Annotated in this window: 20 protein-coding genes; 17 read left to right on the forward strand and 3 right to left on the reverse strand. The window is 70.2% G+C overall.

Going from position 1 to position 20,906, the window contains the following annotated elements:
* Positions 1–51 precede the first annotated feature (51 nt).
* From urtB to ACFYO8_RS00480, 15 genes are all read left to right on the forward strand, one after another.
* The gene (gene urtB, locus ACFYO8_RS00410; protein WP_355095996.1) at positions 52–945 is read left to right on the forward strand and encodes an urea ABC transporter permease subunit UrtB; all 894 of its coding nucleotides are present in this window, start codon (positions 52–54) and stop codon (positions 943–945) included.
* A complete protein-coding gene (gene urtC / locus ACFYO8_RS00415; RefSeq protein WP_387256597.1) occupies positions 942–2,072 on the forward strand; it encodes an urea ABC transporter permease subunit UrtC in 1,131 nt (376 codons plus the stop codon). Before urtB ends, urtC begins: the two co-directional genes overlap by 4 nt.
* The gene (gene urtD / locus ACFYO8_RS00420; protein ID WP_354864445.1) at positions 2,069–2,845 is read left to right on the forward strand and encodes an urea ABC transporter ATP-binding protein UrtD; all 777 of its coding nucleotides are present in this window, start codon (positions 2,069–2,071) and stop codon (positions 2,843–2,845) included. The genes urtC and urtD overlap by 4 nt, the downstream gene beginning before the upstream one ends.
* Positions 2,845–3,537, forward strand: a complete 693-nt coding sequence (gene urtE, locus ACFYO8_RS00425) for an urea ABC transporter ATP-binding subunit UrtE (RefSeq protein WP_387256598.1) — start codon at positions 2,845–2,847, stop codon at positions 3,535–3,537. The genes urtD and urtE overlap by 1 nt, the downstream gene beginning before the upstream one ends.
* 195 nt (positions 3,538–3,732) lie before the next feature.
* The gene (locus ACFYO8_RS00430) at positions 3,733–4,800 is read left to right on the forward strand and encodes a lytic polysaccharide monooxygenase (protein WP_354864443.1); all 1,068 of its coding nucleotides are present in this window, start codon (positions 3,733–3,735) and stop codon (positions 4,798–4,800) included.
* A 144-nt stretch (positions 4,801–4,944) separates the two neighbouring features.
* Complete coding sequence (locus ACFYO8_RS00435; protein ID WP_357708352.1) at positions 4,945–5,529, forward strand: hypothetical protein; 585 nt, start codon at positions 4,945–4,947, stop codon at positions 5,527–5,529.
* Positions 5,530–6,583: 1,054 nt separating this feature from the next.
* The gene (locus ACFYO8_RS00440; protein WP_354864439.1) at positions 6,584–6,880 is read left to right on the forward strand and encodes a helix-turn-helix domain-containing protein; all 297 of its coding nucleotides are present in this window, start codon (positions 6,584–6,586) and stop codon (positions 6,878–6,880) included.
* A gap of 500 nt (positions 6,881–7,380) precedes the next feature.
* Positions 7,381–7,584, forward strand: coding sequence for a cold-shock protein (locus tag ACFYO8_RS00445; RefSeq protein ID WP_016815249.1), 204 nt, complete (start codon positions 7,381–7,383; stop codon positions 7,582–7,584).
* 633 nt (positions 7,585–8,217) lie between these two features.
* On the forward strand, positions 8,218–8,517 hold the full coding sequence (locus ACFYO8_RS00450; RefSeq protein ID WP_354864437.1) for a DUF2277 domain-containing protein: 300 nt from the start codon (positions 8,218–8,220) through the stop codon (positions 8,515–8,517).
* Between the two features lie 631 nt (positions 8,518–9,148).
* Complete coding sequence (locus tag ACFYO8_RS00455) at positions 9,149–10,612, forward strand: AMP-binding protein (RefSeq protein WP_387256599.1); 1,464 nt, start codon at positions 9,149–9,151, stop codon at positions 10,610–10,612.
* A complete protein-coding gene (locus ACFYO8_RS00460; RefSeq protein ID WP_354864433.1) occupies positions 10,609–10,869 on the forward strand; it encodes a phosphopantetheine-binding protein in 261 nt (86 codons plus the stop codon). The genes ACFYO8_RS00455 and ACFYO8_RS00460 overlap by 4 nt, the downstream gene beginning before the upstream one ends.
* Positions 10,870–10,888: 19 nt before the next feature.
* Entirely contained in the window at positions 10,889–11,266 is a 378-nt protein-coding gene (locus ACFYO8_RS00465) for an ectoine synthase (RefSeq protein WP_354864431.1), read from the forward strand.
* 11 nt (positions 11,267–11,277) lie between these two features.
* Positions 11,278–12,459 (forward strand): acyl-CoA dehydrogenase family protein, encoded by a 1,182-nt coding sequence (locus ACFYO8_RS00470; RefSeq protein WP_354864429.1) that lies wholly within the window; start codon positions 11,278–11,280, stop codon positions 12,457–12,459.
* Entirely contained in the window at positions 12,456–13,169 is a 714-nt protein-coding gene (locus ACFYO8_RS00475) for a transglutaminase domain-containing protein (protein ID WP_354864427.1), read from the forward strand. The genes ACFYO8_RS00470 and ACFYO8_RS00475 overlap by 4 nt, the downstream gene beginning before the upstream one ends.
* A 240-nt stretch (positions 13,170–13,409) precedes the next feature.
* On the forward strand, positions 13,410–14,564 hold the full coding sequence (locus ACFYO8_RS00480; protein WP_387256600.1) for a pyridoxal phosphate-dependent aminotransferase: 1,155 nt from the start codon (positions 13,410–13,412) through the stop codon (positions 14,562–14,564).
* 54 nt (positions 14,565–14,618) lie between these two features.
* On the opposite strand, the gene ACFYO8_RS00485 is transcribed toward ACFYO8_RS00480, so the two are convergent.
* The 3 genes from ACFYO8_RS00485 to ACFYO8_RS00495 form a co-directional block, all read right to left on the reverse strand.
* Positions 14,619–15,407 (reverse strand): methyltransferase domain-containing protein, encoded by a 789-nt coding sequence (locus tag ACFYO8_RS00485; RefSeq protein ID WP_354864423.1) that lies wholly within the window; start codon positions 15,405–15,407, stop codon positions 14,619–14,621.
* Positions 15,408–15,533: 126 nt separating this feature from the next.
* Positions 15,534–16,766, reverse strand: a complete 1,233-nt coding sequence (locus ACFYO8_RS00490; RefSeq protein WP_357708359.1) for an MFS transporter — start codon at positions 16,764–16,766, stop codon at positions 15,534–15,536.
* Entirely contained in the window at positions 16,763–17,794 is a 1,032-nt protein-coding gene (locus tag ACFYO8_RS00495; RefSeq protein ID WP_387256601.1) for a GNAT family N-acetyltransferase, read from the reverse strand. The genes ACFYO8_RS00490 and ACFYO8_RS00495 overlap by 4 nt, the downstream gene beginning before the upstream one ends.
* A gap of 162 nt (positions 17,795–17,956) precedes the next feature.
* On the opposite strand from ACFYO8_RS00495, the gene ACFYO8_RS00500 reads away from it, so the two are divergent.
* Positions 17,957–19,558 (forward strand): PLP-dependent transferase, encoded by a 1,602-nt coding sequence (locus ACFYO8_RS00500; protein WP_354864417.1) that lies wholly within the window; start codon positions 17,957–17,959, stop codon positions 19,556–19,558.
* An 11-nt stretch (positions 19,559–19,569) separates the two neighbouring features.
* Positions 19,570–20,898, forward strand: a complete 1,329-nt coding sequence (locus ACFYO8_RS00505; RefSeq protein WP_354864415.1) for an FAD-binding oxidoreductase — start codon at positions 19,570–19,572, stop codon at positions 20,896–20,898.
* Positions 20,899–20,906: the final 8 nt, after the last annotated feature.

Here is a 20,906-nt window from a genome sequence, read left to right on the forward strand (position 1 = left end):
CGACGACGCGCCCCGCCCGGGTCCCCGACCAGCAGTACGGGAGTACCCACCGTGACAGTCCTCTTCGGTCAACTCTTCACCGGCATCAGCATCGGTGCGGTGCTGCTGCTCATCGCGCTCGGGCTGGCGCTGACCTTCGGCCAGATGAACGTCATCAACATGGCGCACGGCGAGTTCATCATGGCCGGCGCCTACACCACGTACGTGCTGCAACAGAGCATCACCGGCGCCGGCCTGTCGCTGCTGGTCGCGCTGCCGGTGGCGTTCGTGGTCGCCGGCACGATGGGGGTGCTGCTGGAGATCCTGCTGATCCGCCGGCTCTACGCCCGTCCCCTGGACACCCTGCTGGTCACCTGGGGCGTGTCCCTGATGCTGCAACAGCTCGCCCGGGACATCTTCGGCAGTCCGAACGTGCAGACCCGCGCGCCGGACCTGCTCACCGGCAACGTGGCGGTGCCCGGCGGGCTGACGGTCGCCAACAACCGGCTGTTCATCCTGGCCCTGGCCCTGGCCCTGGCCGCCGTCGCCGCCCTGACCCTGGCGCTGCGGTTCACCCCGTTGGGGCGCCGGATCCGCGCGGTCGTGCAGAACCGCGACCTCGCCGCGGTGTCCGGCATCCCCACCGCCCGGGTCGATCGGACGACCTTCTTTCTCGGCTCGGGCCTGGCCGGGCTCGCCGGGGTGGCGCTCACCCTCCTCGGCCCGATCGGCCCGACCATGGGCACCAACCTGATCATCGACGCCTTCCTGGTCGTCGTGGTCGGCGGGATCGGTCAGCTCAAGGGCAGCGTGATCGTCGCCTTCGCCCTCGGGGTCCTCCAGGCCACCGGGGAGTACCTCACGACCCTCAGCGTCGCCAAGGTGATCGTCTTCGTGGCGATCGTCGCGTTCCTCCAGTGGCGGCCACAGGGCATGTTCACCCTGCGGACCAGGAGCCTCGCATGACCGCCGTGACACCCGCGCCGCCGAGCACCGCCGACGCGCGGGCCCCGGCCGACATCGCGCCTGGAAGCCGGTCCGGTGACCGGTCCCGGCTGCGCGCGGCGGCGGGGTTCGCGTTCGGCGCGGCGCTGCTGTTCGCCGTCGCGCCGCTGGCGCTGTCGGACTTCCGGCTGGCCCTGCTCGCCAAGTACCTCTGCGTCGCCGTGGTGGCCGTCGGCATCGGCATCGCCTGGGGGCGCGGCGGCATGCTCACCCTCGGCCAGGGCGTCTTCTTCGGCCTGGGCGGCTACGCGATGGCCATGCACCTCAAGCTCGCCGACGCGGGTCCCGGTGGGATGCCCGACTTCATGCAGCTGTACGGGCAGCTCGACGAACTGCCCGTCTGGTGGCGGCCGTTCGCCAGCCCGTGGTTCGCGCTGCCGGCCACGGTCCTGCTGCCGATGGCCGTCGCCTTCGGGCTCGGCTCACTGGTGTTCCGCCGCCGTGTGCGGGGCGCGTACTTCGCCATCCTCAGCCAGGCTCTCGCCGCCGCCATGGTGATCCTGTTGATCGGCCAGCAGGGGACCACGGGCGGCACCAACGGGCTCACCGACATCCAGGGCTTCTTCGGCTACGACCTGGACGACCCGGTCAACCAGCGGATGGTCTACTTCATCATCGCCGCCGTCCTGCTGGCGTTGCTCGCGCTGGCCCGTCAGCTCATCCACAGCCGCTACGGCGAGCTGCTGGTGGCGGTCCGCGACGGCGAGGAGCGGGTCCGTTTCCTCGGCTACGACCCGGCGTCGGTCAAGCTCGTCGCCTACGTGGTGGCGGCGGGTATGGCGGGCCTCGCCGGCGCGCTGTTCGTGCCGGCGGTGGGCATCATCTCGCCCGCCCTCATCGGCATCGTCCCGTCGATCGAGTTCGTCATCGGTGTGGCGGTGGGTGGCCGGGCGACGCTGCTGGGCCCGGTGCTCGGCGCGGTCGCGGTGGCCTGGGCGCGTACCGCCCTGTCGGAGCGTTTCCCGGGCACCTGGACGTACCTGCAGGGTCTGCTCTTCGTGGTCGTGGTGGCGTTTCTTCCCGGCGGCCTGGCGTCGCTGTGGGCGCTGGCCCGCCGCCGCGCCGAGCGGGCGGAGGTGCACAAATGAGCGACGACCGACCGGACGGGCTGTCCGTCCGTGACGTGCGGGTCAGCTTCGACGGCTTCACCGCCGTCGACGGCGTCTCGCTGGAGGTGCCCGCCGGTGACATCCGGTTCCTGATCGGGCCGAACGGCGCCGGCAAGACCACCCTGGTCGACGCGATCACCGGTCTGGTGCGGGCCACCGGCTCGGTGCGCTTCGGCGACCAGGAGTTGCTGGGTCGCCCGGTGCACCGGATCAGCCGGCTCGGCGTCGGCCGGACGTTCCAGACGTCGACGATCTTCGAGGAGCTGTCGGTCGTGCAGAACCTCGACATCGCCGCGGGCGCCCGCCGGAGCTGGGCCACCCTGGCCCGGCGCCGGCGGGGGATCCCCGACGAGGTGGCCGCCGCGCTGGAGACCATCGGGCTGACCGGCCGGGCCGACCAGCTCGCCGGCACGCTCGCGCACGGCCAGAAGCAGTGGTTGGAGATCGGCATGCTGCTGGTGCAGGACGCGCGGCTGCTGCTGCTCGACGAGCCGGTCGCCGGGATGAGCCACGAGGAGCGCGACGCGACGGGCGCCCTGCTGGCGACGGTGAGCCGGGATCGCACGGTGGTGGTGATCGAGCACGACATGGACTTCCTGCGTCGCTTCGCGCGCAGCGTCACCGTGCTGCACGCGGGGAAGGTGCTCAGCGAGGGCACTGTGGCGCAGGTCCAGGCGGACCCGCGCGTGCAGGAGGTCTACCTCGGCCACCCGGTCGACGCCGGGTCCGTCCCCAGCGGTCTGGAGGCATGATGCTGACCCTGAGTGGGGTGCACGCCGGATACGGGCGCTCCCGGGTGCTGCACGGCGTGGACCTCGCCGTCCCGCCCGACGGGGTGGCCGCGGTGCTCGGGCACAACGGCGCCGGTAAGAGCACCCTGCTGCGGGTCGCGGCAGGCCTGTTGCGCCCGACCGCCGGCGCCGTCGAGCTGGACGGCGAGGACGTCACCCGTCTCGCGCCGCACGAGCGGGTGGCGCGCGGCATGGCGTACGTCCCGCAGGGCCAGCAGTGCTTCCCGCACCTGACGGCGGCGGAGAACCTGCGCCTCGTCGCTGACGCCCGGCGCGACGGCGCGGTGGCGACCGCGGAGGTGCTGGACCTGTTCCCGGCGCTGCGTCCGCTGCTGCGGCGGCGGGCCGGGCTGCTCTCCGGTGGTCAGCGTCAGCAGCTCGCCATCGCCCGCGCGTTGATCACCCGGCCGCGGCTGCTCATGCTGGACGAGCCGACCGAGGGCATCCAGCCGTCGGTGGTCGCCGAGATCCAGGAGCGGATCGTCGAGCTGACCCGGCAGTCCGGCTTCAGCGTGCTGCTCGTCGAGCAGCACCTCGGGTTCGCGCTGCAGGTGGCGAACCGCTACCACGTCCTCGAATCCGGCCGGGTCACCTCGCACGGCGACGGGGGAGTGACGGCGGAGCGGGAGGTACGCGCGGCCCTCGCGGTCTGACCCGGGTGGGGGTCGGCTCTCGGTATCGATTTACATTGACGGCCGCCTTTACTAACATCGTGGCTGGGAGCCGCCAAGCGCTGCTGGGCAGCAGTGCCGTCCACCCCTGGGACGGCTTGAATCGATCGGCGTCACCTTCTCCGGGGTGGGCACCCAGCGAGGGCCACTGGGCGCCGGCGCATCCACTGGAGCATCATGAAAATCTCACGGACAGCACGCCGTCTGGGACTGGGCGCGGTCGTAGTTCTCGTCGCCTCGCTCACGATGGTCGTCGTCAACCAGGCCGGTCCGGCCTCGGCGCACGGGTCGGTCACCAATCCGCCGTCACGCAACTACGGATGTTACGAGCGCTGGGGTTCCGACCACCTCAACCCCACGATGGCCCAGACCGACCCGATGTGCTGGCAGGCGTGGCAGGCCAACCCGAACACCATGTGGAACTGGAACGGCCTGTACCGCGAAAACGTCGGCGGCAACCACCAGGCCGCCGTGCCGGACGGACAACTGTGCAGCGGCGGCCGCACCCAGAATGGCCTGTACGCCTCGCTCGACGCGGTCGGCGCGTGGACCGCGAAGCCGATGCCGAACAACTTCACCCTGACGCTGACCGACGGCGCTCGACACGGCGCCGACTACATGTTGATCTACATCACCAAGCAGGGTTTCGACCCGACCACCCAGCCCCTCACCTGGAACAGCCTTGAGCTGGTACTCCGTACCGGCAGCTACCCGACCACCGGGCTCTACGAGGCGCAGGTGAACGCGGGCAACCGCACCGGGCGGCACGTCGTCTACACCATCTGGCAGGCGTCCCACCTCGACCAGCCGTACTACCTCTGCAGTGACGTGATCTTCGGCGGCGGCGACAACCCGCCGCCGACGACCCCGCCGCCCACCACCCCGCCGCCCACGACCCCGCCGCCCACGACCCCGCCGCCCACCACGCCGCCGCCGGCCGGAAACGGCGCCTGCACCGCCACCTTCCGCAAGACGAACGAGTGGTCCGGTGGATTCGGCGCCGAGGTCACCGTCCGGGCCGGCAACGCCGCCATCTCCGGATGGACGGTGGCATGGACCTGGCCCAACGGCCAGAGCATCACCAACTCCTGGAACGCGACGGTCACCTCGAGCGGTTCGTCGGTCACCGCGTCGAACGTCGCTTACAACGGTTCCCTGAGTGCCAACGCCACCACCAGCTTCGGCTTCAACGCCTCCTGGAACGGCACCAACTCCACACCCAACCTCACCTGCACCGCCCGGTAACAGCATCTGCGGTGGGGTGGCGCGGCACGCGCCACCCCACCGTCGGCAAGGCCCTGCGCCGGGGGTGACTCTGCGGACGAACCCGACCTCCGGGCAGCGGTCCGTCCGCCACCATCAGGAACCGCGATGAGGTGAGGAACGACCATGATTTCCCGGGTAGGCGTCAGCGGCTGGTACCGAAGCCGTTTCGTGTGGATCGAGGTGTGCCTGCTGGTCGCGTCGCTCGGGCTGGCCACCGTGGTCACCTCGATCACCCCGAAGACGGACCCGGCAGCTCTCCGCGAAGAGATCCTGACCCGGATGCGTACGACCCTCGAGCAGGCGGACCCGACACAGCACCAGCACGCCGGGCACACCGCTCCGCAGGTACCAGCCGGAGAGCAGGCCGCGCCGGCGGTCATCTGCGGAGTCCATGTCTACGGCCACGAGCCCACCGGTGCCACCACACTGGCCGACGTCCGGACGGTCTACGGCTTCCACCTCTGCGGCGTCGCGGAACAGAAGCGCCATTGGGACGGAGCGGTCAAACTCGCCGGCCCGGTGATCATGGACATGACCACCCAACCTCCCGGCATTCAGGTGGTCGAGGCGACCGCCGACGTCAGGTTCGTCGACCGGCTACGGGAGATGTTCCCCGACAAGTACGAGGAACTGGCACTCAGGGAAGCGTTGCCCCCATCGGAGATGGCCGACCTGCGGCGCCGGTACGACGCCGCCGCCGGCCTCTGACCACGCCGACCGCTGAGGCTGCTTGACGCGATGACATCGATACATGGGGGCATGATGCGACCCGGGATCTTCGCGTTGGCGACAGCCGCCGCGGTCGATGCGGCCGGCAGGTCCACGCACTTGCCGCTGTGTCGTGCCCGCAGCCGGAAGTAGCCGCCGTTGGCGACCATCTGGACTGCTGGTTGGCGCCACTGCCACAGGTGTACCGGATCAGCTGCGGGCCCCTGGGCTGGACACCGGGCCTCATGCTGCACGTCGAGGTCGTGACCGGCGCAATCCTGGTCACCCCACCCGTCGACGGCGCGCACGCGCACCTCACGCCACGGTCGGTCAGGGCTCCGCGAGGGTGGCGCAGGTAACCACCGGTGCGCCAGGCGCGGACCGTGCAGGGGCAATCATCGGCCGGCAAGCGGTACCGGTGTCGGGTCCATGTCGGCGCGGCCCTCGCCGTGCCTGCTGGGCCACGCCGCTGACCCTGGCGGCGAACAACCAGAGAATCTGGGTCGGAAGGACTAGACATCCTCGGCAGCGTGGAATAATGTTCCTCGAGTCGAGAGAGAAGATCCCGTCAAGACGCAGACGGAACGCCCGACCGTGAGGTCACGACGGGCGGCAAGACGCGGAACTTGTTCCGCCAGAACGGCAGTAAGAGCACGCCAGCCTCAACGCGTGATGCGCGATGGGGCACGCAGGTGGGGCCAGGGTTCGCTCAGGGCTCCAGTTGATGTTCGCCGCACATGTCGGGGCCATGAAGTCGCGTGGGTTCCGACGTCGGCGACCGTACGACCGCAAGGGGTAAGAAGTAGCAGAGGAAAGGGAGGGCCATACACCGTTGGATCGCCCGCCGACAGCCGTCATTCCAGGCTCGGCGGACACCGCAGTTTCCATCGAACGAGAGGTGGTCTCCGGTCACGCATATGCGATCCTCGCACCCGAAGCCTTCGATGGCTGGTGCGGATATGACAAGCCGGCTTTCCTGCCGGTAGATGGTGTTCTGACCCGTTAACCCTGGGCCCCGGCGCTTATGCGCCGGGGCCCTCGACGTGGAGGTGACATGGGGCGGAACCCCGATGACATGTTCGGCGATGAGAACACTCCGGCCTACACGATCGGTCAGGCCGCGGAGATGCTCGGCACCACGCAGGACTTCCTGCGTCGCCTGGACGAGGCGAAACTGATCAACCCGCGCCGCTCTGCCGGCGGGCACCGCCGCTACTCCCGCTACCAGTTGCGTCTGGCCGCCCGGGCCCGCGAGATGGTGGATCAGGGCACCGCCCTGGAAGCCGCCTGCCGGATCATCATCCTGGAAGACCAACTCGAGGAAGCGCTGCGGCAGAACGAGAAGCAGTAGCGTGGACCACCGCGGCGGACTGGCCGGCCCGATCTCGGGTGGCGCCCTCGGGTGATGAGCCGACCGCCCCGCCAGGTCAGCGACAGCGGGCCCGGGTCGGGTGAGGTAGACGTCGCGCTGCCGTCGCCGGGGAAGGCCGGCCCCCGGGGACTGTGGTTGGCGCAGCAACTGACCGAAGGACTCATGATCGGCAACTCCGCTCCGCCCCGCCAGGCTGAGCGCGGTTGACGGGCGAATCGGCAGCCGCGGTGCCTCAGCGCCGTCCAGGCGGCGTGGCATGCAGGCGAGGCCGGCTCCCCGCCCCGGGGCCGACGACGGATCATGTGCTACCGTATCCACGTTGCAGTTTTGATTTCCGTAGACGTTTTCCGGCGCCTGATGGGGGATCTGAAACCCCTCCAGGCGCTTTTCGTTTTTCGTGTCGTTTCGACGCGGGTGATCAACGCGGCGGCGTAGAGGTCCGCACAGTGCGGTCTCGAACAGCCTGCGAAGGAGCAGACATGGCTACAGGTACCGTGAAGTGGTTCAACGCCGACAAGGGCTTCGGCTTCATCAGCCCGGACGGCGGCGGCGCCGACGTCTTCGCCCACTTCTCCGCGATCTCGGCGAGTGGCTTCCGCAGCCTCGACGAGAACCAGAAGGTGGAGTTCGACATCACGCAGGGCCAGAAGGGCCCGCAGGCGGAGAACATCCGCCCGCTCTGATCCACATGCTGTGAACGGCGGCCCGACTGATTCAGCGGGCCGCCGTTCGGCGTTTCATGCGCCTACCGCGGCATCGCGAAATCGTCTGGTCGGCAAGAGGCCGGCCATCTCGGTGTGGAGCCAGCTCAGCGTTGCCCCCTGACAGCTCCGCGCCAGGTCGGCGCCGGGCAGGACACCAGGCTTGTCCCGGTCTTGGCCGGCCTGTAACTGCCACTCACGTGCCGGCGGCCGGGTTCGGAACTGTGGGCCGTGTCGTACCGTTCCGGCTGTCGACCATCGCCGAGCGGCCGCGTCTCCACAGACGGCAGAGGCCGGCCTTGACCGACCTGAGGCTGGCATCACCACGATCCCAAGGCACCCGCGGACCATCCTCCTAGGACGCTGTACGCGCCGTGCGTTTGACGCAGGTTCAGCCGCGCCGGCGGTGTGGCTGCTCGGAAATGCCTGTTGCGGCGGATGGGGGCGGTGCAGAGCTGCCGCGCAAGGCGGGTGCTCTTCTGCCAGTCCCGCAGGCCGGCCCTGACCCCGGCGAGCTGCACGAGAAGCCGGTGGTGTCGCCGCAGGGGGCCGGGACGCGCCCGGTGAGCGGAGAGAAGTCTGCCGATTGTCGCCCCGGCCTGGCATGGTGGAGGCATGTGCCGGAACATTCGCGTGCTTCACAACTTCGAACCACCCACGACCGACGACGAGATCGAAGCCGCTGCCCTCCAGTACGTTCGCAAGGTCAGCGGTGCGACCCGGCCGTCGGCGGCCAACGAGGAGGCGTTCGCCGAGGCGGTCCGCGTCGTCGCGGCGGCCACCCGGACCCTCCTCGACAGCCTCGTGACGAAGGCGCCGCCCCGCGACCGGGAGGTCGAGGCCGCCAAGGCGAAGGCGCGCGCGGCCGAGAGGTACGGGCGTCGAGAGGGCGACGGTCCCGTCCTGGAAGGTTGATCGCCTTCGTGGCGCGGAGGAGGCCGAGTCGATGATCTCGGCGGAGTGCGACCGACGTGCTGCTTCCCGGTCACGTGTTCGGCCTCGCCGTCTCGTCGTGGCCTCGCGCTTCTCGTGGCCTCGCGCTCCTCGTGATCGATGAGCGACATCTGACCCGACCGGGTGCACTCCGAGACGTCGCCCGGTCGGCCCGGGGAGTGTAGGAGCCGGCGACGAGCGGCGGGCCGGCCCTTCGGCGTCCGCCCGCCGCCACCCTCACCGCGGTGGCGGCCACCCCCGTCACCGGCGCTGGCGTCCTGGATCGACGCCGACGGCCGTCCGTCCACGCACGTCGCGCCCGTGCCGTCGTGTCCCGCGTAGCGCGGGTGGCCCCGTGCCGGCTCGGCCGGGTCAAGCGTCCCGGCCCCGTGCCGGCTCGGCCGGGTCGGTCGTCCCGGACCCGCGTGCTGGGCATCGAACCCATCGACGTGAAGAAATGCCAGCATGTCGCGCCGATGCCAGGTGGCTGTCGACGAAGCCGCAGCCCCTGCGCATTTTGGAAGATGCACAACTCCCCGGCGGACTCGAAGATCGGTGCGTCGGGTCGGTCGGGGGGAGATAGCCGGTCGGCACATGCGAGAGGGGGGAAGCGGTGTCGAACGGATCCATCGCGTCCCGCATTCACGAGCAGGCCGAGCGGACGCCCACGGCGACGGCGTTGCGCTGGCGGGACCGGTTGGTCAGCTACGCCGAGTTGGTCGAGCTGGCCGCGAAGGCGTCCGCCCATCTGGCCGGCGTGCCGACGGGCGAGGCCCCGGTGGCGGTGCGCGCCACCAAGTCACCGGAGACGGTGGCGGCGGTGCTGGCCTGCCTCGCCGCCGGGCAGCCGGTGCTGCTGCTCTCCAGCGACCTGGGCGCACAGGTATTCGACGCGCTCGTCGACCGGGCGGGGTGCGCCGCGGTCATCGCGATCGACGACGAGGGTCTGCGGGTCCGGCCGGTCCAGGCCGTTCGGACGGCGCCAGTGCTCCCGCCGGACACCTGTCTGCTGCTGACCACCTCCGGATCCACCGGGCTGCCCAAGATCGTCCCGTTGCCGGCCGCCGGCGTGGGCCGGTTCGTCGACTGGGCCGCCGGCCAGTTCGGCATCACCGTGGGCACCCGGGTGCTCAACTACGCGCCGCTCAACTTCGACCTCTGTCTGCTGGACGTGTGGGCCACCCTGTGCCACGGCGGCGAGGTGGTGCTGGTCGACCCGGCCCGGGCGGCCCAGCCCCGCTACCTGCTGGAGTTGTTCGCGCAGGCCAGGCCGACGGTCGTCCAGGCGGTGCCGATGTTGTTCCGGCTGCTCACCGAGGCGGGCGACGGCACCGCCTTCCCAGAGGTCCGGCACGTCCTGCTGACCGGCGACCACACCCCACGCCGGGTCCGTGCCGGGCTGCCGGCCGTGTTCCCCCGGGCGGCCTTCCACAACGTGTACGGATGCACCGAGACCAACGACAGCTTCCTGTACACCTTCGGCCCCGAAAGGGCCGCGACGGACGACGTGCTGCCCCTGGGCCGGCCGATCCCCGGCGTGGAGGTCGCGCTGCTCGACCAGGGGCAGGTACTGACCGGCCCCGGCACCGGCGAGCTGGTGGTGGCCACGCCTTTCCAGGCCGACGGCTACCTCGGTGACCAGGCGCCGGGGGACCGGTTCTTCCGCCGGGTCACCGACCGGGGCGAGCGCACCTGGTACCGCACCGGGGATCTGGTCCAGCGGGGCGCCGACGGCCGGCTCACCCTGGCCGGTCGCAACGACTTCCAGGTCAAGGTCCGCGGCGTACGGGTCAACCTTGAGGAGATCGAACGGGTCATCCAGACCCACGACCGGGTCGTCGAGGCGGTCGTCGTCGCGTTGCCCGACCCGGCGTCCGGCACCCGGCTGCACGCCGTGGTACGGACCGGGGGCGACGGCCCGAGTGGTCTCGCCCTGCGCACGTACTGCGCCGCCCGGCTCACCCGGGTGGCGATCCCCGAGATTTTCCACCTGGTCACCGAGCCGCTGCCGGTGGGACCGACCGGCAAGGTCGACCGCCGTCGGGTCTGTGACCACCTGATGAGGGAGCTGATGTGAGCGTCGCCGACGAGATAACGCGGTACGTGGTGTCGGAGTACCTTCCGGGCACCGCCCCCGAGGAACTCGATTCCAGCTACGACCTGCTCGACACCGGTGTGGTGGACAGCCTGCGGCTGCTCCAGCTCATCGCCTGGGTCGGCGAGCGCTACCGGATCCCCATGGACGACCTGGACATCTCGCCGGAGAACTTCCGGTCGGTCGACGCCATGACCGCGCTGGTCACCACCGCCCGTACCCACGCCGCCACCGGCTGACCGGACGAGGACTGAACTGATGATCGTTCGCACGAGGGAACAGATCGAGCCAGTGGAGTGGGGGAACGGTCTCAGCTACCGGTACCTGCTCACGACCGACAAGATGGGCTTCACTGTGTGCCACACGGTCGTACGCGCCGGGACCAAGTCGCGACTGGAGTACCGTCGCCATCTCGAGGCATGCTTGTGCGTCGGCGGTCGGGGCTCGGTGGTGACCGCGGACGGCTCCCAGACCTGGGAGCTGCGGCCCGGGGTGCTCTACGCGTTGAACGAGCACGACGCCCACTTCCTGATCGCCGCGCCCGACACCGATCTCGAACTGATCAGCGTCTTCAATCCGCCGCTCGTCGGCACGGAGCGACACAACCTGGACTCCGTCGAATTCTCGCAGTACTGAGGCGGCCGGGCATGCGCTGGAACGACGAACAGCGGGCTTTGCGCGACGCGGCCGAGCAGGTCGGCCGGCAGGTCGGCGCGGACCATCTGGAGCGGGACGCCAGCGGCGAGTTCTCCTGGGACGGGTGGAAGCGGCTCCGCGCGATCGGGCTTTTCGGACTGCCCTTTCCCGAGGCGTTCGGCGGCCTCGGCCGTGACCTGCCGACCACGATGTACGTCCTGGAAGGGCTCGGCTACGCCTGCCGCGATGCCGGGCTGACCTTCTCCGCCTGCACTCACCTGGTGAGCACCGGCGTCCCGTTGCAGCGCTTCGGCTCTCCGGCGCTGCGGGAGCGGTACCTGCCGGAGATCGCCGCCGGCACGCTGATCGGCGCGCACGCGATCACCGAGCCGGCCGGCGGCTCCGACGTGACAAACATGGCCACCACCGCGACCGCGCAGGACGACCACTTCGTGCTGCGCGGCAGCAAGGCGTTCGTCAGCAACGGCCCGATCGCCGATCTGATAGTCGTCTACGCCCGTACCGGCCGCCCCGGCAGCCCGACCGCGGTCACCGCGTTCCTGGTCCGGCGGGACTCGCCCGGACTGAGCGTCGGTGGGCCGATCGGCAAGATGGGGCTGCGCACGTCCCCGCTGTCGGAGTTGTTCCTCGATGACGTGCGGGTGCCGCGCGATCATGTCGTCGGATCGGTCGGCGCGGGCCTGCTGGTGCTCGACGCGGTGATGCGGTGGGAGATCCTGTGTGGTTTCGCCGGGGTGCTGGGGGAGATGCAGCACCGCCTGGAGCGGTGCGTCGAGTACGCCCGCACCCGCGTCCAGTTCGGGGCCGCGATCGGTTCCTACCAGTCGGTGTCGAACCGGATCGTCGAGATGCGCATCGACCTGGAGACCTCCCGCAAGTGGCTCTACGACACGGCCGAGCGGATGGCCGCCGGGGAGAACGTCGCCACCGACGTGGCGATCGCCAAGCTGGTCGTCAGTGAGAGCAACGTCCGGTCCGCACTCGCCGCCGTGCAGGTGTTCGGCGGATACGGCTACACCACCGAGTACGGGCTGGAGAAGGACCTGCGCAACGCGGTGTCCGGGACCATCTACTCCGGTACCTCGGAGATCCAACGTCAGCGGGTCGCGGCCCTGATGGGGCTGGGTCGGCCCGCCCCCGCGGCTGGCCCGACAGGAGGGCGCACGGCATGAGTGACATTGACCCGGCACTGGTGCGGGCCACCGAGTTCCTGGACCACGACTCACCCGTGGTGCGCGGGTTCGTCCGAAAGGCCCTCGGCGACGACGCGGGCGGGTCGGACGTCGACAAGGCGGTCCGGTTGTACTACGCCGTGCGTGACGGAATCCGCTATGAGGTGTACGGGGCGGACCTCTCCCGCTACGGGCTCACCGCCAGCGGGGTGATCGAGCGCGGCTTCGGTTTCTGCGTACACAAGTCGATCCTGTACGCGGCGGCGCTGCGCTCGGTCGGCGTGCCGAGCCGGATCGTCTACGGCGACGTCCGCAACCACCTGGCCTCGCCCCGACTGCGGGAACTGGTCGGCGGCGACGTCTTCCGCTTCCACAGCCTGACCTCGGTCCACCTGAACGGCACCTGGGTCAAGGCCACTCCGGTGTTCAACAAGATGCTCTGCAAGCTCTACCAGATCAAGCCGCTGGAGTTCGACGGGCTGTCCGACAGCCTGTACCACCCCTTCGACGAGCAGGGCCGGCAGCACATGGAGTTCCTGCTCATGCGGGGGGAGTTCGACGACGTCCCCTACGACCTCGTGGTGGAGGGCATCCGTTCGGCGCATCCGCTGCTGTTCGCCAGCTCGCACACGACCGCCGCGGGCTCGCTGGTGGCCGAGGCGACGGCGCCGGACCGCTCCCGTGCCGGAGGTGATCAGGTCCCCGCCTGAGTACCGGGCCCGAACGGCGGATCCGCGCGGCGTTCCCGCGCGGATCCGCCGTTCAGCGTGCCACCGCGCCGCCTCATGGCGTGGTGGCCGGGCCGGCAACGTGAGAGAAGACAACGGTGGCCCGGCCTGGCGATCATGGAAGCAGCGCCGGCCGCTGCGACGCACGCCACGAGCCGTGCGGTCAGCTGAACCGTTCCCTCACTGCCGGCAGCGTCAGCTACCAGAGGTCGGAGACCAACCATGGCGAAGATCGGCACGAGGATGCGCGGCATGCAGCAGTCCTCGATCAGGGCGATGACCGCGCGGTGTCAAGAACTCGATGCCATCAATCTCGCGCAGGGGCTGTGCCAGGTGCCGCCGCCGCCGTCGTTGCTGGTCGAGGGCGCCCGTGATTTCGGAAAGGCGGACCACTCGTACAGCCCCGCCGAGGGCCTGGGCGTCTTCCGGGACGCGGTCGCCGACCGGCTCAAGCGGCACAGCGGGCTCAGCGTGGACCCGTCCACCGAGGTCGTGACCACGATCGGCGCGACGGGCGGTCTTCTGGCGACGCTCACGGCGCTGCTGGATGCCGGCGACGGCGTGCTCGTCTTCGAGCCCTTCTACAGCTACCACCTGTCGGCGTTGAAGGTGCTGAACCTGCGCCCCGAACCGGTGCGGCTCGCCGCGCCGACGTTCGAGATCACCGAGGAGGGCCTGCGGGCCGCCATCACCGACCGCACCCGCGCGATGATCGTCTGCACGCCGAACAACCCGAGCGGGCGACGGTTCACCGAGGCGGAGCTGATGATCGTCTCGGCCGTCGCCGAGGAACACGACCTGCTCGTCATCAGCGACGAGGTGTACGCGGACATCTACTTCGGTTCCGACCCGCACCTCGCCCCGGCGACCGTCGGCGGCCTCGGCGAGCGGACGCTGACGATCTCCTCGCTGTCGAAGTCGTTCAGCATCCCCGGCTGGCGGCTGGGCTACGTGTGCGGCCCGGCCCCCCTGATGAGTATGGTCCGGCTCGCCGCCGACGCGCTGGTGGGATGCGCGGCCACCCCGTTGCAGGAATTCGGCGCACGGGCGCTGCGGATGGGCGACGACTACTACCGCGACCTGCGTGCCACGTACGACGGCAAGCGCCGTGCCCTGGCGGCCGGCTTCACAGCCGCCGGGTTGTCGCCCAACGAGCCCGAGGGGGCCTACTACCTGCTGGTCGACTGTTCCGCCATGGGAGTGGCGAGCGGGGTGGAGGCAGCCGAGGTCCTGCTGGAGAGGACCCGCATCGGCACGGTGCCCGGCGAGGCGTTCTACCTCAACCCGCCGGAGCGTCCGTACGTGCGCGTGTGCTTCTCCCTGTCGAACGACGTGATCGCCGAGGTCGTCACGAGACTGGCGAACGGGGTCCTGTGACAGGGCCGGGCCGGCGGCCGGGGCCGCCGGCGCAGCCGTTCCCGCCGGCCGGCCTCACCGCTTCGTCACGGCGAGCACCTGACTGTAGTAGCGGGTGAGGTGCCGGTCGTAGTAGAGGAACTCATAGGGCACGCCCTCGTGCTGGCCGACCTCCGACCACTCGTCGGCGTCCACCAGCTCGTGCAGGTCGCTGACCCAGTTGGCCTCGTCGGTGTACTGGCTCTCGAAGGCCAGCGGGCTGGAGAGCACGAGCAGGCCGCCCGGGCGGAGCAGCCCGGCCGCCGCCGACACGACCTGGCGTGGGTCCGGCACCCGGTCGACGACGTTGAGCACGCTGACGAGGTCGAAGTGTCCGGCCGGCCGTGGAACCTGCTCGGCCGGCACCGGGTAGACGGTGGCCTTGTCGTCCGGCTTCGGGATGTCCGCGGCGTCCACCTGGCGGAACTCCGGCCGCTCGGAATCACGCGGTGGCATGGGGAACCAACCGTCGAACGGCTCGCCGCACAGCAGGCGCCGCGCCCACACGTTGAACATGTCGGCCGGCTCCGAGAGCACGCGCTCCTCGTCGCCGAAGCCGCGGCGGGCCATCTCGTACAGGAATCGGCCCGTGCCGCCACCCACGTCGAAGACCCGGGCCGGCGGCTCCGCGGACGGCCACCACTGCGCCACGAGGTCGGCCGTCGCGCGGGCGAAACGCCCCGCGACCGGCGGCTCGGCCCGCGCGAGGCGGCGGTCCGGCAGGGCCTCGGGCAGGACCACGTCCCCCCAGTCGGTGTACAGGTAGCTACCGAGGAAGGCCTGCGAGGCGTAGTTCTCCATGACCTTGGGTGAAACGGTCGACACGTCACTCTCCTGGTCGGCCCGGCGATTGGTCAGGCCAATGCTGCCCGCCGGAGATCGACCCGTCATCTCCCATGTTGCTTCATGACGGCACGACGGGATGTCCCGTCCGCATCCCCTCGGCGCGGCTTATCGCTCCGCCCGCACCGGCTCGCCGCCGGCAGGACTCGCGACGCTCTTCTCGGACACGAAGTCGCTCCGGACGACCCGGAGGAGCGCGACACCCAGTCCCGCGGCGGCGGCGACGCCGGCCATGACGAGGAAGGCAGAGATGCCGAGCCGGGTGTAGGCGAGAGCACCCAGCAGAGGACCCACGACCATTCCGGTGTCGGACACCATTCCGAAGGCCCCGAAAGCGCGCCCGAGCAGATGCCGCGGCACGCGGTTCACCCCTTGCCGGGTCACCAGGTACAGCACCGGCTGGGCCGTCATGAACAGCAGCAGGCCGGCACCCATCGCCACCACGCCGTCGAACAGGCCGACTGCGGCGAGACCGATCGCCTCGGCGCCGAGGGCGTACGCGGCGATCACCAGCAACGGCCGGGACTCCACGAACCCGGCGCAGGTCATGGCGACGACCATGAACATCGCCAGCCCGGCTGTGTAGATCACCGAGGTGTAGGCGACCCCGTTGCTCGTGAACGTGTCGAGGTGCAGGGGGACCACCGGTTCCAACGCCGAGAACAGCGCGTTGTTGATCAGGTCGAGCACCGCGAAGAGAGCCACCAGGAGAACGAGCGGGCGAACGGCTCCCGTGGTCCACCGCTCTCCCTCGGCGGCCGGCGGCGGAGCCTCCACCGGGTCGACCCGGAGGCCGAGCAACAGCACTCCGCCGGCGGCGGTCACCACCGCGCCGGCCAGGAACACCCCGGTGAAGCCGAGCACGGGGTGCAGCAGACCGACCACGGCGGGACCGAGCACCATGCCGGCCGTGCAGCAGCCACCGAACCAGCCCAGCACCCGGGCTGATCCGTGGCGCGAATGGGCGCCCAACGAACTGGCCAGCTGGTAGAGCACCGGCATGGTGAGGCCCTCGGCCACGCCCCAGGCGAGCCGCCAGGCCAGCACCTGCCAGCCCGCGGCGGCGAAGGCCAGACCGAGCACGGCGGCTGCCGTCAGGCTCATCCCCAGGAAGCCCAGCACCTGCGGGCGTGGCGTGCGGTCGACCAGGATCCCGCCGATCGGCTGCGTCAGTGCCTTGGCCACGGCGAAGCCGCTGAACGCGGCGGCGACCTCCAGGGCGGACATCTGGAACCGCTCGGTCAGCTCCGGCACCAGCGGCACCAGCATGGTGTACGCGATGTTCATCATCACCGCGGACAGCAGCAGGGCCGCGATCCCGGTCCGTCTGCCGGTGGTCATGGATGCTGCGCTAGCCCCTCGTAACCGGCCACGGTCAGCAGGCCTTCGTGCACGGTCGTCAACCGCGGGCGGTAGATGTCGACGTCCTTCGGGTCGGCCGCGTACCACAGACCCCAGAGGTGGGTGCCCTTGAAGCCGTGCTGCTTCTTGAACGTGTCGTTGCCCCGACCGAACTCGATGACGTCCCAGCCGCGCTCCACACCCTGCGCGAGGAGTTCGTACAGCATGAACGGATAGGGGCTCACCTCGTGATAGACCTCGGCGTCGGTGCCGGCTCCCCAGATGTAGAGGCGGCGGTCGTGCTCCAGCGACACGGACACACCGATCGTCCGGTCCTCCCAGACGGTCCGGATCAGACTGGCGTACGGCGTGGACAGCACCGCCTCCAGGGTGGCGCGGTCGTACAGCGCCGGCCAGCCGTGCTTCACCGACGAGCCGTTTGTGAGCTCGAGGACCCGGTCGATCTGCGCCACCGCGTCGGGGCCCGTCTCCTCGACGAGTTTGACGCCCTTCTCGGTCGCCCGGCGCCACCGGCGTCGCCAGTCGGTCCGCTTCCTCGTCTTGACCTCGCCCATCACCGGGTCCGGTCCGCTCCCCGGGTTCTTGTAGTAGGCGGTGTCCAGACGGGCGAAGACGTCGGGCGGCCGGACGGCGGCCCACTGGCGGGCCGGACCGGGTGGCAGGTTGAGCACCAGGACCCCGGCCGCACCGAGGTCTCGCGCCTGCTCGCGGGCCTCGTCGACCAGGGCGGCCACCGCCGACTCGTCGCCGGCCAGATAGGCCGGGCCGTAGACGGAGTAGATCGAGCCGACAGTGAGTACCGGCCGGTCCCAGACGACGCCGCTGCCGGTGTCGTTCTCGAGGCCCTGCCAGAACGGCGAGTATTCCAACAGATAGCGGGGGGCCCGACCCGGGTCGATGACCCGTCGTCGTTCGATGGTCGCCCGTGTCCACGCGTCAAGCCATTCCTCGGTGTCGAACACCGTCGGCCGGTGGGACAGCACCTCAGAGGACGGCGTGACGGTCATGAGAACTCCTCCGTACCGCGGACATTCCACCTCTCAAACTAGGCCGGGACGGCGCCCGCGGGCGAGAGCCGTTTCCGAAGACCGCATTTTCCGAGATGGATGCCCGAACACCCGCACGATCGAAGATGCTCATCGCGTCGGGTGGTTGCGACGATGGCGGTCATGACGCGATCCATCGCCTGGCATGACGGCATGACGGGCGGGGACCACGGCTTCGGCGGCCCTGCGGGCTCCGTGGGGGCACCGGGTTTCGGCGCCGCCGCCCCGCTCGACGACGTGCTGCCCGAGCAGGTCAAGGACCTGAGCGAGCAGTTCGACGGCTGCCTCGTCGAGCTGCGCGCCGCGCGGCGCGAGATCGACGAGTACGCGACGTACTGCGTGCGCAACGAGCTGCCGGTGGACGAGCCGGTGCTCGCGCAGCTGGTAGCCGCGACGCATCAGGTCGGTATGCGGATGGCCCGGCAGCAGCAGGCCCTGCTGGCCGCCTCCACCGCGGACGCGGCGGACCTGCTGGGCGCGAGCGAGGCGGTCCTCCGGTTCGGCGTGGCGACGCTGGCCTATGTGCGGCACTCGCTCGACTGGTCCGCGAAGTCCTACGGGCAGTCGGCCCAGGTGCAGTTCTTCGGCACCCAGTCCGAGGCCTGGCCGACGATCCACTACGACCGCAACGGCACGCACGCGTCGGTGATCCGGGTCGAGCGCCAGCTGCTGGAGTTGCTCGGCCTCCCGCCTGACCGGTTCGGCATCGGGGTGACCTCCTCCGGCATGGCGGCGTACACCTGGATCGAGGCGTTCCTGCTGCGGGACCGGCTCCGCGCGGGCGACACGATGCTCCTGGCGCCCTACATCTACTACGAGGCGGCGCAGCAGCTCCACGCGTTGCCCCAGGCGCGGGCCGAGCGGGCGAGCGGGTACTCCGTCGAGGAGATCATCGCCGATGTCGTCCGGCTCCGCCCGAAGGTCATCTTCCTCGACCCGCTGGCGAACAACGTGCGGCAGCGGATGCTCGACTTCCCCGAGCTCTTCCGGCGGCTGCGCGAGGTGGTTACCGAACGCTGCACCGTGGTCGTGGACGGGACGATGACCGGCGCGTCACTGCAGCCGGCACTGCTCGCCTCCGACGACCGGCTGGAGGTCCTGTACTACGAGAGCTGCACCAAGTACCTCCAGTTGGGCATGGACTTCGCGCTCGCGGGTCTGGTGGCGTACCCGATCGAGCTGGCCGAGCGCATGGACATGCTGCGCCGCAACACCGGCCTGGTGCTCGCCCGGCACAACGCCGAGTTGTTCCCGCGCTACGAGGTCTCGGTGCACCGCAGGAGGATGCGCCGGATCTGGGCCAACGCCGAAAGGGTGGCGACCCTCCTGCACGCCGACCCTCGGGTCAGCTCGGCCGGGGTGGTGCACCACCCGGCGCTGCCGCACCACCCGGACCGGCGGCTGGCCGCCGAACTGCCCTACGGCAGCGGCATCGTGACGTTTCTGTACCACGACCGCGTACGCAACGAATGGGACAATCTCGACACGGTGGTCGACCAGATCCTGGTACGGGCCAGGACGCGTGGCATCCAGGTGACAAAGGGCGTGAGCTTCGGCTACTCCGTACCGAGGGTGTGGGCGCAGAGCGTCAGCACCAGCGAGGAGGAGTACAGGTACGTGCCGATCCCCGACGACGAGCCGCGGTTCCTCCGGCTCTACGTGGGGGACCGGATGCATCAGGTGGACGGTCTCGTCGAGGCCATTGCCGAAGCCATCGTCGGATGACAGGAGTCAGTATGGGTGACCTGATTGACGGTTTGGACGGATGGGTGCTCCGGCCGGGCGACCGCGACTACGACGACGCACGCGCCGCCTGGAACGGGATGGTCGAACACCGGCCCCGCATGATCGTCAAATGTGCGAGCGTGCGAGACGTCGTGGCTGCCGTACGTACCGCGCGCGACGCCGGGCTGGAGATCGGCGTGCGGTGCGGCGGACACGCCGCACTCGGGCCGGCCGTGCCGGAGAACGGTCTGCTGATCGATCTCCGGCCGCTGCACGGCGTCCAGGTCGACCCGGCACGTCGCACCGCCGTCGTCAAGGGCGGCACACTGCTCGGCGCGGTGGACCGCGGATCGCTTCCGCACGGTCTGGCGACCACCACCGGAAGTGTCTCGCACACCGGCGTCGGCGGTTTCACGCTCGGCGGCGGCATGGGTTGGCTGGCCAGGCAGTACGGACTGGGCTGCGACAACGTGCTGTCGTTCGAGGTGGTCACGGCGACGGGGGAGGTGCTGCGGGCGAGCCGGACCGAGCACCCGGACCTGTACTGGGGGCTGCGCGGCGGTGGCGGGAACTTCGGCGTGGTCACCGAGTTCGAGTTCCGGCTGCACGCGGTCGATCCGCGGGCGCTGGTGGTGGAGCTGACCTTCCCGCTCGACGCCGGTCCGGCGGTGCTCCGTGGCTGGCGGGATCTCAGCGCCATGGCGCCGCGCCAGGCCACGTTCACCGCGTCGGTCTCCGGCGCGGAGGTCACCGTCGGATACGTCTGGGTCGGCGAGCCCGACCAGGGCAAGGGTCTCGTGCCGGAGTTGTGCGGGCTCGGCCGGACGGTACGCGAGCGGGTGTACGAATTGAGCTATCGGGAGCTGCAGACCAGGGACGACGAGGCGGATCGGCACGGTCTGCGCCAGTACTCCAAGGACCACTACCTGTCGACGTTCCCGGACGCGGCGATCGAGGCGTACCTGTCCCGTGGAGCGCAGGGCGGGAACGGCGAGGGACTGCCGGGTGGCTGGCTGGAGGCGTACGGCGGGGCGATCGCCGAGGTTGCGGACGAGGAGACCGCGTTCGGTCACCGGCAGACGCTCTTCGAGTTCGGAGTCCGCTCGTCGTGGACCGATCCCGCCGAGGACGCCGACCGGATCGCGGTGACGAAGCAGGTGGCGGCGGCGCTCGAACCGTTCGCCAGCGGGGTCTACGTGAACATGCTCAGTGACGACGGAACCGACGGTGTCCGCCGCGCCTACCCGCCCGCCAAGCTGGCCCGGCTGGCCGAGGTGAAGCGGGCCTACGACCCGGACAACGTGTTCCACCTCAACCAGAACATCGAGCCGGCACCCTGACCCGTCGC

The sequence above is a fragment of the Micromonospora sp. NPDC005257 genome (genome assembly GCF_042872445.1).
Lineage (GTDB): Bacteria > Actinomycetota > Actinomycetes > Mycobacteriales > Micromonosporaceae > Micromonospora.